The organism is Gemmatimonas sp. (genome assembly GCF_041689975.1).
Lineage (GTDB): Bacteria > Gemmatimonadota > Gemmatimonadetes > Gemmatimonadales > Gemmatimonadaceae > Gemmatimonas.
Genome location: NZ_JBDNFF010000388.1, coordinates 1 through 15935, shown reverse-complemented (window position 1 = coordinate 15935; position 15935 = coordinate 1). Strand labels below are relative to the sequence as shown.

The window sequence follows — 15935 nt, the reverse complement described above, 5'->3', positions numbered from 1 at the left end:
GCGCGCTCGATGGCCGCGGCGGTGTTGGCCGTGATCGGTGTGATTGCGCTGGCGCTGGTTGCCAGCGCGTGGCTGATGGCCGACGGTCGATGGATGACGTTGCCGCGCGCTGTGCCCATCGCCGTGTGGGGCGGCGCGCTCGCTGCGGCGGCCGGTCTCGTGGGGCTGCTTCGTAAGCGGAACGCCGATGTGCTCTCCCTGACCTCTTTGGCCGCCGCGATCGAACGTGAGCAGTCGTTGCGCTCGGGCTCACTGCGCGGTGCGCTCGAAGTGTCAGGTGCCGGTGCGCTCGGCGCGCGCGCCTCGCAGGATGTGGCGAAACGGTTGGCCCCGGGCGCCCTCGCGCCCCAGGTGGCACGGCGTCTCGGACGTGGCGTCACGTTTGCCGGTATTGCCGCCGCGATCACGGTGGGTGCGTTGTCGTGGTCAGCGCGTCGTGCACCCGATGGCTTCGCGGCCACGGTGCATCCCGTGCGCGCCTGGCGTGGTACGCTGTTGCCGGCGCTCGGGTTCGACAAGCTCCCCACTCTCGTACCGCGTGGCATGCCGGTGTGGTTACGCGTGCGCGCCGAAGGGCGCAACAGTGTCACCATTTCGCGACGTACCGCAGGCGAAGCCTGGCGTGACACGACACTCGTGGTGCGCGCCGATGGACTGGCCACGCTGGCACTCGGTGCCGCCTCGGCGTCGATCGCTGTGCGCGTGAACGACGGACGGGCGCCGGAACTGAACGGCATTATTACCGTAGCCGACCGCGGATGGATTGGTGACGTCGCGCTGTTCGCCGACTATCCGGCGTATCTGGGCCGCACTGATGAATCGATGGAGCCGGTGCCCCCGCTGCGTGTGCCGCGCGGCACGCGCGTGCGCGTGACGGCGATGCTGCGTGGTGGTGCGCGGAACGCGATGCTCACCGATGGTCGTGATACGGTGCGCTTCCCCGCGTCGGGAAACGGCGCGGCGGTGTCGGCTGTCGTTGCGCTCGATCGCGATGGGAGCTGGAGCTGGATCGCATCGGCCACCCCGCAGGCGGATGCCGCGACGTTGCCGCCGGAACTGCCCGATGCCCTCGCGTTCGCAGTGGTGCCGGACAAGGCGCCGGAAGTCGCGATCGTGTCGCCGGTATCGGATACCGCGATCGGTCCGACCGGTATCGTGCCCGTGTACGTAAACGCCAGCGATGATCATGGTGTGAGCAACGTGTCGTTGCAGGTCTGGCGCGAGAGCGTCGGTGCCACGGGCGCAGTTACGCGCGAGCGCATCGATGTGGCGTCGCCGGCATCGCCACTGTTCGAAGGCGGCGCCTCGATCACGCTGGACGGACGAAAGCTCGAACCCGGTGATCGCTTGCATGTCACCGCCATCGCCACCGACGATTCGCCGTGGCGGCAGACTACGGTCAGCGCCGAAGTGGTGCTACGCGTGCCCAGTCTCACCGAACAGCGTGCCATGGTGCGTGCACTGGCCGACTCGTTGGCGTCGCAGGCACAGCGGCTGGCGCAGCAGGAGAAGCGGCTGCAACAGAACACCGACGCCGCCGCGCGGAATCGTGATCTGAAGGGTGGTGGCAAGCCCGAAGACGCGCAGGCGAACGGCACTGCCAAGAGGGACGGCGGCAAGAGCCAGTCGATGAGTTTTTCGGCGGCCGAAAAGGCGAAGCAGCTGGCGCGCGATCAACAGCAGCTGGGCGCCAAAGTGGACTCGTTGCGACAGAACGCGAAGGAACTCGAGTCGCGCTTGAAGAACGCGAACGCGCTCGATACCGCGCTGGCATCGCGCATGAAGGACATTCAGAAGATGCTGCGCGATGCGATGACGCCCGAGATGCAGAAACAGCTCGAGGAGCTCAACAAGAATTCCGATCGACTGAGTGGAACGGAAGCGCAGAAGTCGATGCAGCAACTGGGCGAGCAGCAGAAGCAGATGCGCGAGCAGCTGGAGAAGAGCGCTGAGATGTTGAAGCGCGCGGCGCTCGAGGGTGCGATGCAGACGTTGAGTGACGACGCGAAGGATTTGGCGAAAGAGCAGAAACAGGCGGCTGACCGCATGGACGGGCGTCAAAGCGAGCGCCGTCAGAGCGACGGGGCGCCGTCCAGTTCGAAAGAGATGGCCGATCGTGCCCGCGAACTCGAGCGCGAAGTGCAGGCGCTGGCCAAGCGTCTCGAAGACGCGGGCGCGAAGCCGGGTGCTTCGAAAACACGTGCCGCGCAGCCGCTGGTGAGTCAGGCCGCCGAGGAAATGCAGAAGGCGGCGCAGAAGCAGGCGGGCGAGCAGAAGCCGGGTGAGCAGAAAGCTGGCGAGCAGAAGCCGGGTGAGAAAGCCGGCGAAAAGCCCGGCGCCGAGAAGTCGAACGCACAGCCGAACGGTGGCGAGGGGCAACAGGGGACGCCGAAGCCCGGCCAGCAAGGCGGCCAGCAAGGCGGCCAGCAAGGCGGCCAGCAAGGCGGACAGCAAGGCGGACAGCAAGGCAACCCGGGCGACCAGGCTCGTAAGGCCGCCGACGCCATGGACAAGGCGGCGCAGCAGCTCGCTGCAGCGCGCGACGCGCAGGTAGATGCGTGGAAGACCGAGCTGTCGAGCGAACTCGATCAGTCGATCAACGAAACGATGCAACTGGCGCGACAGCAAGCGGAGCTTGAGCAGAAGGCGCGTAGCCAAGGCGCGCAGGGGATGCAGGGCGAACAGAGCGCACTGCAGCAAGGCGTGCAGCAGGCGGCTGAACGGCTCGAGAAAGCTGGCCGCAGTTCGTCGCTGTTGTCGCAGCGTTCGCAGAAGGCGATGGGCGAAGCGCAGCGTCGCGTGGAGCAGGCGACCCAGCAAATGCAGCAGTCGGGGCAGCCCGGCGGCAGCGAGCAGGCGCAGAACGCGATGAAGGATGCCAGCGAGGCGCTCAATCAGGCACTGTCGTCGCTGGTGCGTGATCGCGAGAAGATGAACGGCGCGCAGTCGGCATCGGGCTTCACCGAGATGATGGAGCAGCTCAAGCAGCTCGCGCAGCAGCAGGGGCAGCTCAACGGTCAGATGCAGGGCCTCAACCTGTTGCCGGGCGGTGCCAAGGGTGACGCGGCGCGACAGCAGTCGCGCGTGTTGGCCAAGCAGCAGCGTGAGGTAGCGCGTTCGTTGAACGACGTGTCGGATGCTGATCAGACGGGTCGCACTGATGCGCTGGCCAAGGAGGCGCAGACGCTCGCGCAGCAGATCGAACGCAGCGGCATCGATCCCGCAGTGGCCGCGCGTCAGCAGCAATTGTACCGCCGGCTTCTCGACGCCGGTCGTTTCCTCGAGCAAGACGAGCGCGATGACCAAGGGCCGCGCGAAGCGAAAGCGGCCAACGGCAACGGCGCGTCCGGTCGCGTCGATGGCTCACAGTCGGGAAAGGCGGCGAACAAGTTCGCGCCACCCACATGGAATGAGCTGCGCGGACTCGGCCCCGACGAGCGGCGCATCGTGATCGAGTACTTCCGCAAGCTCAATGGCACGACGCCGCCGTAAGGTGATCGGCATGACGACGCTGTCACGTTCCCTCCTGGTTGCGCTGTCGCTCGCGTCGCTGTCGGCGGCAACGGTCGCCGTCGCGCGTGCGCAGGCCGTGGTACGACCGCCGGACACGCGTGTGGACACCGCCGACGCGCTGGGCACCGCACTCGACGCGGAAGACAAAGGCGACATGAAGACGGCGGCTCTTGCGTACCGCGCGGTGCTGCAACGCGCACTCATTCCCGGTAACGCCGACGGCGACAAGGTGGCGCTGTCGTTGCTTGGGCTCGAGCGCGTGTGGGCTGAACTGGGCATGCGCGATTCCATCATCCCTGTGGTGCAACGCGTGGTGCAGCTGCGTCCCACCGATCCGGTGGCGCGCAGCATTCAACTGCGCGCGCTGGTCGGCATCGGACGCGACGAAGAGGCGCGTATCGCGTTTACGTCATGGCGTCGTGCCGCCGGCAATGACGGCGCGCCGTTTCGTGAGTACGCGCGGCTGCTGTTGCAACAGGGGCGGGCGCAGGCCGCCGACTCCGTGCTGAGTGAAGCGGGACGTCTGCTGGGTTCCGGCGGCGCGCTCTCCGGCGAAGTCGCCCAGCTGCACGTGGCGCTTGGTCGATGGAACGCGGCCGCGGTGGCGTTCCGCGACGCACTGCGCGACGAACCATATCTCGAAACATCGGCCATGTTCGCGCTGAATCGCGCCCCCGCGCCGGCGCGTGATTCTATTCGCACCGTGTTGCTCGCCGAGCCCGCGCTGTTGGCGCCGCGGCGCTTGCTGTCTGTGCTCGAGTTGGCGTGGGGCGAGCCCCGGCGAGCGTGGTTCGCGCTGTCGTCGGTGAAGGCCGACGATTCGACCTCGGCCGCGTGGCGCGCCTTCGGTGAACGGGCCGAACTCGCACAGTCGTGGCTCGTGGCGCGCGATGCGTGGAGTGCGGTCTTCGAGAAGCGTGGTGATCTCGAGGCGCAGCAGCGCGCCGCGCAGGCGGCGTTGAACGCGGGCGATGCAAACGGCGCGTTGCAGCTGGCGTCGCGCAAGGGGCCGGGCACTGATGCGGTTCGCGCCCGCGCGCTGCTCCCCATCGAGATCGCGGCCCTCGGTGAGCTCGGTCGCGCCTCCGATGCACAGCAACGCATCGAGGCATCGGGCAAGCTGCTCGACGAAACCGCCCGATCGGCCATGGCACGACCTTTGGTGAGCGCGTACCTGCGGGCGGGCGATCTGGCGCGCGCCAAAGAGGCCGTGAAGGGCACGGACCTCGAAGACGACGACGAAACAGTTGGTTGGCTTGCCCTGTATGACGGCGACTTGGCTATCGCCCGTAAGCGGCTGGTGCGCGCGGCGACCCAGCGCGGTGAGCTCGTCGACGCCCTCGGTATTCTGGCCCGCACACGGGTCGATCAATCGCCCGGACTCGGCGCGGCGTTTCTCGCCTTGGCGCGCCGTGATTCGGCGGGTGCGGCGGCGCGATTCATCGCGCTCTCCGACTCCGTTGGACCGGCGGCACCGGCGCTGCTCTCCCTGGCCGCCCGGTTGTCACCGCGCGTCGGAGCGATGACGCTGTGGGATCGCATCATCGCGACCTGGCCCAAGAGTCCGGAGGCGGCGGAGGCGTTGTTGGCTTCGGCCCGCGCACTGCTTGCCGCCGGCGACAAGGCCGGAGCCATCACGCGTTTTGAAACGCTGCTGGTGGACTATCCCACCAGCGCCCTGGCACCACAGGCGCGCCGTGAACTCGAACGCATGAAAGGGCAGGTGCCGCCAGCCGTCTCGTTGTCTGTCACTCGTTGAGCTTCCGCGGGTACATTTCACTCATGCGCTCGTTCGTTCCTTCCGCTCTCCGGAGCTGCGTGATCGCGGCCCTGTTCGTGACTATGGTGTCACTCACCATGGCGCACTCGCTATTGGCCCAGTCGATGCTGGTGCCGATGGACGACAGTCAACGCAATCACCTGAAGGCCTACGGCGTGACGTACCTCGCGCTGAAGAACGGTCAGAAGGCGGAGTGGCTGCTGAACTATCGTGGCGGCTCGTTCCTGCTGCCCGATGCACCTGACCTCCGTCGCCGTGCTGCGCTCGACGGTGTGAGCATCGAGTTGATGACCGATGCCGCGGTGGCCTCGGTGCGCGCGGAAGTTGCCGGCGGTAACATGGACGCCGTCGTGCTGGAGCGTGCGCCCAGGATCGCGATTTACCGTCCGGTGGATCAGCCACCCTGGGACGACGCCGTGACGCTCGCCCTCACCTACGCCGGCATCGAGTTCACCTCGGTGTGGGACGACGCCGTGATGCAGGGGGATCTGTCGAAGTACGACTGGGTGCACCTGCACCACGAAGATTTCACGGGCCAGTTCAACAAGCTCTATCTCGCCTACCGCGACGCGCCCTGGTTCGTCGCGCAGCGTGAGCGTGACATCGCCATGGCCAAGCGTTTCGGCAAAGCCGATGTGCCCGCGCTCAAGAAGGCGGTGGCCGACAACATTCGTGGCTTCGTCGATCGCGGCGGATTTCTGTTTGCCATGTGTGGCGCCACCGAGTCGCTCGATCTCGCCATCGCCGGGTTCGCGGTCGACATCGCCGGACCGTTCTCCGACGGTACACCACCGGCGTCCGATGCCGATGCGCGCATGGACTGGACTCGCGCCCTCGCCTTCAGCGGCGCCCACGTGGAGCCGTCACCGTACATCAATGCGCTCAGTGACATCGACGGTCATCAGGTGAACGTGCCGGCGCGTCGTCAGCCGTTGGGCACGTTTACCCTGTTCGATTTTTCGGCCAAGCTGGATCCGGTGGCCGCGATGCTGGTGCAGAATCACCGCTCGGTGGTGGCCGATTTCTACGGCGTGACCACGAGCTTCAATCGCGCCATCATCAAGCCCGGTGTCACCGTACTCGCCAGCGAAGACGGCGCGCCGTGGAGCAAGTATCTGCACGGTGATTACGGCAAAGGGTCGTGGACCTTTCTCGGCGGTCATGATCCCGAAGACGCGCAGCACGCCATCGGCAGTGCGCCCACCGATCTCTCGCTGCACCCGAACTCGCCGGGCTACCGTCTCATCCTGAACAACGTCCTGTTCCCCGCTGCGAAGAAGAAGCCGCGGAAGACGTGACCGGCAAGCGTGTGATGAAGGCCGGCGCCAAGACCGTCGGCGAGACGCGTCTGTCCCCGAAGGCCGCGAGCGCCGTGCGAGTGGCGATCAAGCTGGCCGGCGGCAACGAAGTCTGTTTCGTGTGCGGCGTCGACGACGAGAATCTGATCACGACGGCGCGTGTGGTGTTCCGCGGCGACGTGCGCAGTGTGCTCGCGCTTCCCGGGGTGGCCGAGCGCGGTGAGTTGATGTTGCACAACCATCCGTCGGGGTTGCTCGAACCCAGTGACGCCGATCTCGAAGTGGCGGCGCGCATTCACGGGAATGGTGTCGGTTTCGCGATCGTCGACAACGAGGCCACGCGGGTGTATGTGGTCGCTGAAGTGCCGCGATCCAAGCAGAAGCTGCCCGTATCGCTCGACGATGTGGACGTCACCCTCGGGCCCTACGGCCTGATCGCGCAGACCATGCAGCGAGTGAGCGGGTCGCGTAGCTACGAAGACCGGCCCAGTCAGCGCGCGATGGCGGCGGCGGTGACCGAGACGTTCAATCGTGGCGGCGTGGCGCTGCTCGAGGCCGGCACCGGAGTCGGCAAGTCACTGGGTTATCTCGTGCCTGCGTTGCGCTGGGCGGCCGCGAACGGGGAACGCACGATCGTGTCGACGAACACGATCACGCTGCAGGAGCAGCTGGTGTCGAAGGATCTCCCGTTTCTGCAGCGCGCACTCACCGATCAGAAAGTGCGCTTCGCGCTGTTGAAAGGCTGGCGCAACTATCTCTGTCTCATGCGTCTCGAACAGGCGCGCGGGGCAGGAGCCGCGTTGTTCGACGCCGCCGGCGCCGGCGATGTGGAGCAGATTGCCGAGTGGGCGGAGAAAACGCAGGACGGCTCGCTGTCCGACTTGCCTACGCCGCCACGTCCGGATGTGTGGGATGAGGTCGCGGCCGAGCCGGATCTGTGCGGACGCATGAAATGTCAGTTCTACGACAAGTGCTTCCTGTTCAAGGCGCGTAAGGAAGCGGCGGCCGCCGATGTGGTGGTGGTGAATCATCACCTGCTGCTGTCGGATGTCGCCGTGCGACGTCAGGCGCAGAACTGGGAAGACTCGGCGGTGCTGCCAGCCTACAAGCGGCTGGTGATCGACGAAGGGCATCATCTCGAGGATGCGGCCGCGTCGCACTTGGGTAGCTCGATCACGCGACGCGCACTGGCGCGCTTGTTCAACCGACTCGAGCGGCGTGGCAAAGGTCTGTTGCCGGCGCTCGCCGCCAAGTTGGGTGGCTTCAGCGATCTGCACAGCGTGGCCAGTCTCGACCTCGTGCAACAACGCATGGTGTCGAGCGCTGCCACGGCACGCGACCGCACGCAGCTGTTGTTCGAATTGCTGTCGGCGGTACTGGAGGGCACGGGTGCGCCCATTTTACGTCTGACCGACGAGTTCCAGCAGCACCCGCTCTGGATCAATGGCATTGAAGACACGCTGGCCGAGTTGCTTATCGAGATCGCGGCGCTGTCGGACGGATTGCGCCTGGTCACGGAGCGGCTGGAGAGCGATCAGAAACGCAGTGAAGAGATGGCGCCGCTGCTGAACGAGGTGCGGGCGGTCACGCGTCGTCTGGTCGGCGCCGGCGATTCGTTGTCACGCGGATTGCAGCCACCCAAGGACAAAGATCCGGTAGTACGCTGGATGGAGTTTCAGGGCAAGCCGACTGCCACTGAGCGGAACGTAGCCGTGCATTGCGTGCCGCTCGATCTGGCGCCGGTGCTGCGCGACGACCTGTTCGGACGCGTGGAGACCACCGTGATCACCAGCGCCACGTTGGCCACCGATGGCGGATTCGGTTTCCTGGAGCAACGACTCGGTCTCGACGACGGGAAGTTCACCAAGCGTTCGGCGATCTTCGACTCGCCGTTCAACTACCCGCGTCAGGCGCTGCTGGTGGTGCCGACCGATTTGCCGGCGCCGAACGAACATCCGCGTGAACATTTCGCGGCGGTGGTGCAGCACATGCGCGACCTGATCGTGGAGAGTGACGGCGGACTGTTCGGGTTGTTCACCAGTCATCGCGACGTGCGCGAGATGGCGCAGCAGCTGCGCGAGATGGGCATGGACGGTCGCACGCCGTTGTTGGTGCACGGCGAAGAGCCGCGCGATGTGTTGCTGCAGCGCTTTCGCGATTCCGGGCGCGCCGTATTGCTGGGTACGGCGACATTCTGGGAAGGGGTAGACGTGCCGGGAGACGCGCTGCGTGGCCTGCTGATCGCGAAGTTGCCGTTTCGGGTACCCACCGAGCCCATGGTGGCCGCCCAGTGCGAAGCGATCGAGGCGCGCGGAGGTAATGCCTTCGTGGAGTTCATGCTGCCGCATGCGTCCCTTCGACTGAAGCAGGGATTCGGTCGACTGATCCGTACAGCCACCGACTCCGGTGTGGTAGTTCTGAGTGATCCACGAGTCGTCACGAAGCGCTACGGACGTGATCTGCTGAGTGCGCTGCCGCCGGCGACAAGAGTGACGGGGCCGTGGGGTACGGTGCGGGCTGACGTGTCACGGTTCTATGCGGGCAGTCGGACGAACGGATAGCTTTTAGTACGCACGACTCCCGCCCCACGACTCAGGACCCACGAGCTCATATGCATACTCCGTCAAAGATCGTTTGCGTTGGCCGCAACTACGTCGCGCACGCCTTGGAAATGGGCAACGATGTGCCAAAAGAGCCGATGTTCTTTCTCAAGCCGCCGTCGTCGATCATTCGCGATGGCGACGCCATCGTGCTGCATCCGATCTCGACGCACATCGAGTTCGAGGGCGAGATTGCGCTGGTGATCGGCAAGCGTCTCACCAAGGCCACTGAAGAAGAGGCCATTGCCGGGATTGCCGGTGTGGTGGCGCTGAACGATGTGACCGCGCGCGACTTGCAGCGCAGCGACAGTCAGTGGTCGCGCGCCAAAGGCATGGACACGTTCTGCCCGATCGGTCCCGAGAACCCGCTGCCGGCCGATCTGTCGGGGATCACGTTGATCACCCGCGTGAACGGCGTGGAGTGCCAGCGGGCCACCGCCGCCGACATGGTGTTCCCGATCCCGATGGTCATTTCGTTCATTTCCCAATTCATGACATTGGAACCCGGCGATATCGTGGCCACGGGAACTCCGGCCGGAACGAAGGCGCTGCATCCTGGCGATGTGGTCGAAGTGGAGCTCGTGGGACTCAGTATCGTGTCGAATCCCGTCGTTGCTGGCACCTGAGCCGGAATTCAGGGTACCTTTCGTAAATGTCCACGATTCCCCCTTCTCGCGATCGTAAGGGACGCCTTCGTCAGGGTCTCCCTGGCGATGGGCCGCCGGTTTCGCCGGCGGGGGGAGTGGTAACGCCGGATTCCACTCGGAAGCGCGGCGTTATCAGCGCCCGGGCGCGTTCCGGTGGCGCGGTGGCCGAGAAGCAGCGCGCCTCCCGAGCCGTCCTGTTCGCCGTGGGTTTCCACGTGGTGGTTGGCGCCGTGCTGGTCCAGCTGTTGACGTTCGGCCACGGTATTCCCTCGTGGCTGCGATTTGGGTCGGGTGAGCCCCCCCTCGAGGAGCGGCTTACGTACGTGGCGCCGCGCGAGCAGCCAAAGCCGGTGGCGCAGGTCAAGCCGACCCCCACGAATACGAAGGCCACGCGACTGCCGGTGTCGACGCCGGCTGTATCGGCACCCGAGGCGGTGTCTGTGCCGTCAGCGCCGCGCGATACGGGCAGTGGCGCGGCCGTTGGTCAGGGAGACGGGAGTGGCATCGGAGCGGTCGATCCAAACCTGCGCGGCGTGCGGCCCGGCTACTTCGACGGTCGCGTGTGGCGTGATCCGGTGGTCGTCGGCAATGCCGGTGGCGGCGGCGGTGGTGACCGCGCCGACAATCTGGACAGCATCATGGGCTTCATGCTCACGCAGGCGAGGGACTCGCTCGATTCGCTGAATCGTGCGCAGGGGCGCACTGGCCGCGCGCCCGGCGATTGGACCAAGACGGGCAAGAACGGCGAGAAATGGGGCTGGGATAGCCAAGGCATTCGCCTGGGCAAAGTCATGATCCCGAACGCCTTGCTGGCGTTGTTGCCGCTCAATGCGGCGACCGCCGGACGCATGAGCGGAAACATGACGCAGATGGACGCCGAGCGTCGCTTGTCGGCGTCGCGGGCGGACATCATGCGAATGTCCGAGCGCGGCTTGGGCGAAGCCGACTTCCGCAAGATCGTGAATGAACTGCGCGATCGCCGCGAGACCGAACGGCGCAACAGATTGAAGGCGCCAAGTGCCACGGTCGCCGCCCCGTTGAAGAGCGGCGGCGACAAGTAGCGCGGGCTACGCGTCCTGCTTCAGGAACGCCACCGCCGCCGCCACCCGCGCCAGCGAATGCTCGCGCCCCACGTACAGCAGCACCTCGAAAATTCCCGGGCTGACCGTTTTTCCCGTGAGCGCAACGCGCAGCGGCTGAAAGATCTTGCCGCCCGAGATACCCTGCTCCTCGGCCAGCTTGCGCAGCGCCTCTTCCATGGCCGCCGGCTCCCACGATTCGAGTAGCGCGAGTCGATCATGCGTGGCCTGCAGGATGTCGCCGGTCACGGCGGCATCACGCCACTGCTTGCCGATCGCCTCGGTGTCGTACTCCACCGTTTCGCCGAAGAACGTGGTGGCCAGCTGCACGATCTCGTCGGTGAGGCGCGCGCGCACCCGCAGCAATTCGAGCACGCCGTGAAACCATTCACGCCGTGATTCGAGCTCGGAGACAGTAGCCAGTCCCGCCTTCTCGAAGAGCGGCGCCACGATCTGCGCCAGCTCGGCGATCGGAATCAGCGCCAGGTGCTGCCCGTTCATCCACTCCAGCTTCTTGGTGTCGAATATCGCCGCTTTCGCATGCAGTCCATGCACGCTGAACCGCTCGATCAGCTCGGGCATGAGCATCACTTCGATGTCGTCACCCGGCGACCATCCCAGCAGCGCCAGGAAGTTGAGCATCGCCTGCGGCAGAAAACCGAGGTGCTGATAATCTCCCACGGCCGTCGCGCCATGACGCTTCGACAGCTTCTTGCCGTCGCCGCCGTGAATCATCGGCACATGCCCGAACTGCGGGACGTCGGCGCCGAGCGCCCGGTAAAGCAGGATCTGCTTCGGCGTGTTCGAGATGTGATCGTCGCCACGCATCACCAGCGTGATGCGCATGGCGATGTCGTCGGAGACCACCGCCATGTTGTATACCGGCGTTCCGTCGGAACGGAGGATGATGAAATCCTCGATGTCCTTGTTCGGGAACGCGATGCGCTCATGCACCAAGTCGGGCCACTCGGTGTACCCGTCGGGTACCTTGAAACGGATCGCGTACGGCTCGTGGCGGGCCAGCTTCCCGGTGATCTCGGCGTCGCTGAGCATGGCGGTATCGCGATCGAACCGGTACGACTCGCCACGGGCCTCGGCCTCGTTGCGCAACCGCTCCGTTTCCGACGGCGGCGTGAAGTCGCGATATGCGGCGCCGCTATCGAGCAGGCGGTGGGCGTCGGCGTAGTGCCGCTCCACGTTCGCACCCTGGTACACGACCTCTTCGTCCCACGTGAGGCCGAGCCACTCGAGCCCTTCGAAAATCGCGCGGGTGCTTTCGTCGGTGCTGCGGGCGCGATCGGTGTCTTCGATACGCAGCAGAAAGTCGCCGTCGAATTTCTTCGCGTAGAGCCAGTTGAAAAGGGCTGTACGCGCGCCGCCGACGTGAAGAAAGCCGGTCGGCGATGGAGCGAAGCGCACACGGGGGCGCTTCGCGAGGGACTCAGGCGACGACATAAGTGCGGCAGACCGAAAAGTCGAAAACACGACAAAATTGGGTATAAAAACAACGCGGGCCCGCCGACAGTGCAGCGGACCCGCGCAGCGGAGAGGGCGGGATTCGAACCCGCGATAGAGGTTGACCCCCTATGCCGGTTTAGCAAACCGGTGCCTTCAGCCTCTCGGCCACCCCTCCAAGCTTGCCGACGGTGCCCGAGGGCAGCGCAGCAGGCCAGTTGTGCTTCGGACCAGCAATCTCACCCGGAGACGCCCCGGGGTCAACCGGTCACGTGATCGTTGGATCTCGCGAAATCTCCAGGGGAACGTGTCGGCGCGGCCCTTGCACTACCAATCGCTACCGTCCGTTTTCCGTCTGTTTCCCGCCCATTCAGGGAGCTACTGATGTCGAAATCCGCCAAAGTCCATACCCATTTCCATACGCGCGTCGCCCTACCCGGCAACACGCGCGCGGCCATGGGGGTGATCCTCAATGATCGTCTCGCCGACTATCTCGATCTCGAGCGACAGGCCAAGCAGGCGCACTGGAATATCCGCGGCGCCCGCTTTCAGCAACTCCACGAGTTGTTCGATGCGACGGCCACGCTCGCGGTCGGCTGGTCTGACGAACTTGCTGAGCGCGCCGGGCAGCTCGGCGTGCCGGCTGAGGGCACGTTGTCAGTGATTGCCGAACGGAGCCGCCTGCCGAAGGCACCGCTGGTCGTGGACCACGCCGACGAATGGGTGCACGTGGTGGCCGAAGCGCTGGCCTTCTGTGCCAATGCCGCGCGGGCCGACATCGAGGAGGCGTCGGCGGCCGATGATGCGATCACGGCCGATCTGCTCACGCGTATTACAGGCGAGACGGACAAGCAGCTGTGGTTCGTGGAGTCGCACCTCGAACCGGAGCCCAAGTAGCTCGCGTTACTTGCCGGCGGCCTTCAGCACCGCGTCACGCTTGGCCTTGAACTCGGTGCCAGGCTTCCAGTTCGGCCATACGTTTCGTCACTGGGCTGCTGATAGTCACGAGACGTGTACTCTTCGCGCTTTTTCATGCCGTAAGTGGAATCTTTGCCAACGAATTGCACACCGGCTTCGGTGTAGAGCAAAGGCACGCCCTGCTTGGCAAACTCGAAATGATCGGACCGGTAGAAGAAACCCTTCTCCGGCTCCTGATCGGCCGCGACCATACGGCCGGCCGGACGGATCACGTCGGCTTGGTCGACAGCGCGCTAAACCCCTTGGCGATCTCCAACAATTGCGCCGTGCCACTCGCGTTGTCCGGCGCACCGTTGAAGATCTGATCACCCTCGATGCTGGTATCGCGACCCGGATGATCCCAATGCGCATTGTAGAGCACGAACTCATTCTTGCGCGCGGCGTCGCTGCTTTCGAGCGTGGCGACTACGTTGCGCGATTCTACGCGACGCGTGGTGTTGCTGATGCGAACGCGACACACCGTTCGCTACCAGTCGAGTCGCGTGATCTTGCCGTCGCCGCCCACGATCCAGGCGTGCGTGCCGACCGCGCTTACACCCGTGGTGAGCGCATCGGTAAGCGTGCGCCACGTGCGCGCGGCGTCGGTGGTGATGAACGCGCCGCCGTAGCTGGTCACGATCGCTGTCTCGCGGCCGGCGCCGGGCACCCACGCCACACCCACGAGGGCACCGGGAAGTGGCGGACGGGTGCGGAGCTCCCATGTGCGTCCGGCGTCGGTGGTAATGCCGACCACAGCGGTGGAGGAGTCGGTGCGCAGGCGGTCGATATCGGCGGCCACTACCATACCGGTCTGGCCGTCTTTGAAGGCGAGCCCGGTAAGCCCGGCCACGGTGCCGCGCGTGAACGGCGTATTTTCCACGTCCCACGTGCGTCCGCCATCGCGACTGCGCAGCAGCCGCGCGCCCGGCGAGCCCGTGGCAATGAAGACCGTGCGCGCATCGCCATGCACCACGCAGAGTCCAGATGCCGCGAACGCGCCTTCGCCGGGCAGTGGTGCCGGTACCACCGACGGTGCCAGGAGCCGCCACGACACGCCGTCGTTGTCAGTGTGCAGAATGTTCGTGTGTCCGCCCGACGCATCGCTGAACGCTACGCCGGTGCGGCCACGTCCACTACCGAAGGAAATACAGTCGTAAAACGCGGCGGTGTCGGGGTTCATGAACTGCAGGGTCCACGATGCGCCGCCGTTGGTGGTGCGATAGATCCTCGATTTGGCGCCGCTGCCGGCGGACATGATCCACGCGGTGTCGGCAGCGATGGCGTGGACGTCGCGAAACTCGAGCGAGTCGCCACTGGCCGTGGGGCGCGCCTCCCACGTGTCGCCGCCGTTGATCGAGCGCAGGACCACGCCGCCATGGCCTGAGGCCCACACCACACGCTCAGAGACCGCATGCACCGCTTGCAGCAGCTTGGCGGTACCGCTGGTCTGCTCGGTGATACGCACGGCAGGGGCGAACGCCGGGGTCGGCGTCACGGACTGTGCCAGCAGAGGGGGCACGCAAGTCGCCAGGGCAACCAATGGCGTCAGCGCGCGCGCGCGCAGAAAGCGAGGCATGGACGAAATCGAGACGGCACAGAAGATGTTCACTTCGGGTACGGCGTAGGTGAGATTCGAACTCACGGAACCCTTTCAGGTTCGGCGGTTTTCAAGACCGCTGCCTTAAACCACTCGGCCACCACGCCCTTCGGTCGCGCGACGTGCTCGCCAGCGACCTGAGGGAAGAAAATGGCCAGAGCCCCGCGTGGGCAACCCCTGAGCTACACCCGATGCATCCCGGAGACCTCATGCGCCCACAATCCGTTCTGAGCCACGCAGGCCGCCAGTGAGCCTGCGTGCCGTCCGGCAGGAATACGACGCGCTGGCGGGGCGCTACGACCAGCGGTGGACCGGTTACGTGGCGGCCTCCACGGCGCTGGCCAACGCGCGGCTGCCGCTGAAGCCGGGCATGCGGGTGCTCGACGTGGGCTGCGGCACCGGTGTCCTCCTGAAGCAGCTTCGGGAGCGGATGCCCGACGCCCGGTTCCTCGGCGTCGACGCCGCGCCCCGCATGCTCGCCCAAGCCCGACAGCGCCTGGGGCGACGCGTGCCGCTGGTCGAGGGCAGCGGTGAGGCGCTGCCGCTGTCCGACCGAAGCGTCGATGCCGTGGTATGTACCAGCGCACTGCACTACATGGCCGACGCGCCGCGCGCCTTGAGTGAAATGCATCGCGTGCTCACACCCGGCGGCACGCTGGTGCTGGTGGACTGGTGCGCCGACTTTGTGACCATGCGGGCGCTGGATCGGGTGCTGCGCGTGGTAGACCGCGCGCACCAGCGGACCTTCACCGCACGCCAGGTGCGGTCGCTGGCGGCTGGTGCCACGTTCGAACATGTCGACATCGCTCGTTGCAAGATTGACCATTTCTGGGGACTCTTCGCGCTCACGGCGCGCGTTCCCGCGTAGCTGCTCTCCCTCTCGCCGCACCGGTCATGCCCGAACTCCGCAAGCCGTATCTGCTGTATCTCGGCCACAGCACGCAGCCCACCGACACCAAGACCGCCTGCGGTCTGCGCGATTGGTGCCCCGACGATGTGATCGGCGAAT

12 protein-coding genes and 2 tRNA genes are annotated in these 15935 nt (G+C 65.8%); 8 read left to right on the top strand and 6 right to left on the bottom strand.

Features of this window, described 5'->3' with window-relative positions; translation table 11 throughout:
- From ACESNG_RS22400 to ACESNG_RS22375, 6 genes are all read left to right on the top strand, one after another.
- Positions 1-3492, top strand: a 3492-nt coding sequence (locus tag ACESNG_RS22400) for a hypothetical protein (RefSeq protein WP_373070925.1), incomplete at its 5' end; no start/stop codon positions are given.
- 10 nt (positions 3493-3502) lie between these two features.
- A complete protein-coding gene (locus ACESNG_RS22395; RefSeq protein WP_373058038.1) occupies positions 3503-5272 on the top strand; it encodes a hypothetical protein in 1770 nt (589 codons plus the stop codon).
- A 23-nt stretch (positions 5273-5295) separates the two neighbouring features.
- A complete protein-coding gene (locus tag ACESNG_RS22390; RefSeq protein WP_373058040.1) occupies positions 5296-6591 on the top strand; it encodes an asparagine synthetase B in 1296 nt (431 codons plus the stop codon).
- Positions 6588-9152, top strand: a complete 2565-nt coding sequence (locus ACESNG_RS22385; protein ID WP_373058042.1) for a helicase C-terminal domain-containing protein — start codon at positions 6588-6590, stop codon at positions 9150-9152. The genes ACESNG_RS22390 and ACESNG_RS22385 overlap by 4 nt, the downstream gene beginning before the upstream one ends.
- 50 nt (positions 9153-9202) lie before the next feature.
- Positions 9203-9817: a fumarylacetoacetate hydrolase family protein gene (locus tag ACESNG_RS22380; RefSeq protein WP_373058044.1), complete on the top strand. Its 615-nt coding sequence runs from the start codon at positions 9203-9205 to the stop codon at positions 9815-9817.
- 26 nt (positions 9818-9843) lie between these two features.
- A complete protein-coding gene (locus ACESNG_RS22375) occupies positions 9844-10899 on the top strand; it encodes a hypothetical protein (RefSeq protein ID WP_373070923.1) in 1056 nt (351 codons plus the stop codon).
- A gap of 6 nt (positions 10900-10905) precedes the next feature.
- Here the strand turns inward: ACESNG_RS22375 and gltX are convergent, their stop codons facing one another.
- Entirely contained in the window at positions 10906-12336 is a 1431-nt protein-coding gene (gene gltX / locus ACESNG_RS22370) for a glutamate--tRNA ligase (protein ID WP_373058048.1), read from the bottom strand.
- Between the two features lie 124 nt (positions 12337-12460).
- Positions 12461-12550 (bottom strand) — tRNA-Ser (locus tag ACESNG_RS22365).
- A 206-nt stretch (positions 12551-12756) separates the two neighbouring features.
- Between ACESNG_RS22365 and dps the strand changes: the two genes are divergently transcribed.
- Positions 12757-13269: a DNA starvation/stationary phase protection protein Dps gene (dps, locus tag ACESNG_RS22360; RefSeq protein ID WP_373058050.1), complete on the top strand. Its 513-nt coding sequence runs from the start codon at positions 12757-12759 to the stop codon at positions 13267-13269.
- A 23-nt stretch (positions 13270-13292) separates the two neighbouring features.
- Here the strand turns inward: dps and ACESNG_RS22355 are convergent, their stop codons facing one another.
- The 4 genes from ACESNG_RS22355 to ACESNG_RS22340 all read right to left on the bottom strand — a co-directional run bounded on the left by ACESNG_RS22355 (position 13293) and on the right by ACESNG_RS22340 (position 15033).
- On the bottom strand, positions 13293-13562 hold the full coding sequence (locus tag ACESNG_RS22355) for a M28 family peptidase (RefSeq protein WP_373058052.1): 270 nt from the start codon (positions 13560-13562) through the stop codon (positions 13293-13295).
- The gene (locus tag ACESNG_RS22350; RefSeq protein WP_373058054.1) at positions 13559-13810 is read right to left on the bottom strand and encodes a M28 family peptidase; all 252 of its coding nucleotides are present in this window, start codon (positions 13808-13810) and stop codon (positions 13559-13561) included. Before ACESNG_RS22350 ends, ACESNG_RS22355 begins: the two co-directional genes overlap by 4 nt.
- A 6-nt stretch (positions 13811-13816) precedes the next feature.
- On the bottom strand, positions 13817-14971 hold the full coding sequence (locus ACESNG_RS22345) for a WD40/YVTN/BNR-like repeat-containing protein (protein WP_373058056.1): 1155 nt from the start codon (positions 14969-14971) through the stop codon (positions 13817-13819).
- Positions 14947-15033 (bottom strand) — tRNA-Ser (locus ACESNG_RS22340). Before ACESNG_RS22340 ends, ACESNG_RS22345 begins: the two co-directional genes overlap by 25 nt.
- Positions 15034-15173: 140 nt before the next feature.
- Between ACESNG_RS22340 and ACESNG_RS22335 the strand changes: the two genes are divergently transcribed.
- Entirely contained in the window at positions 15174-15794 is a 621-nt protein-coding gene (locus tag ACESNG_RS22335; protein WP_373058058.1) for a class I SAM-dependent methyltransferase, read from the top strand.
- The last annotated feature ends 141 nt before the right edge of the window (positions 15795-15935 follow it).

Bases quoted from the DNA above. Each gene is read 5' to 3' on its own strand.
- ACESNG_RS22395 (WP_373058038.1), top strand. From the start codon at position 3,503: ATGACGACGCTGTCACGTTCCCTCCTGGTTGCGCTGTCGCTCGCGTCG.
- ACESNG_RS22390 (WP_373058040.1), top strand. From the start codon at position 5,296: ATGCGCTCGTTCGTTCCTTCCGCTCTCCGGAGCTGCGTGATCGCGGCC.
- ACESNG_RS22380 (WP_373058044.1), top strand. From the start codon at position 9,203: ATGCATACTCCGTCAAAGATCGTTTGCGTTGGCCGCAACTACGTCGCG.
- ACESNG_RS22375 (WP_373070923.1), top strand. From the start codon at position 9,844: ATGTCCACGATTCCCCCTTCTCGCGATCGTAAGGGACGCCTTCGTCAG.
- dps (WP_373058050.1), top strand. From the start codon at position 12,757: ATGTCGAAATCCGCCAAAGTCCATACCCATTTCCATACGCGCGTCGCC.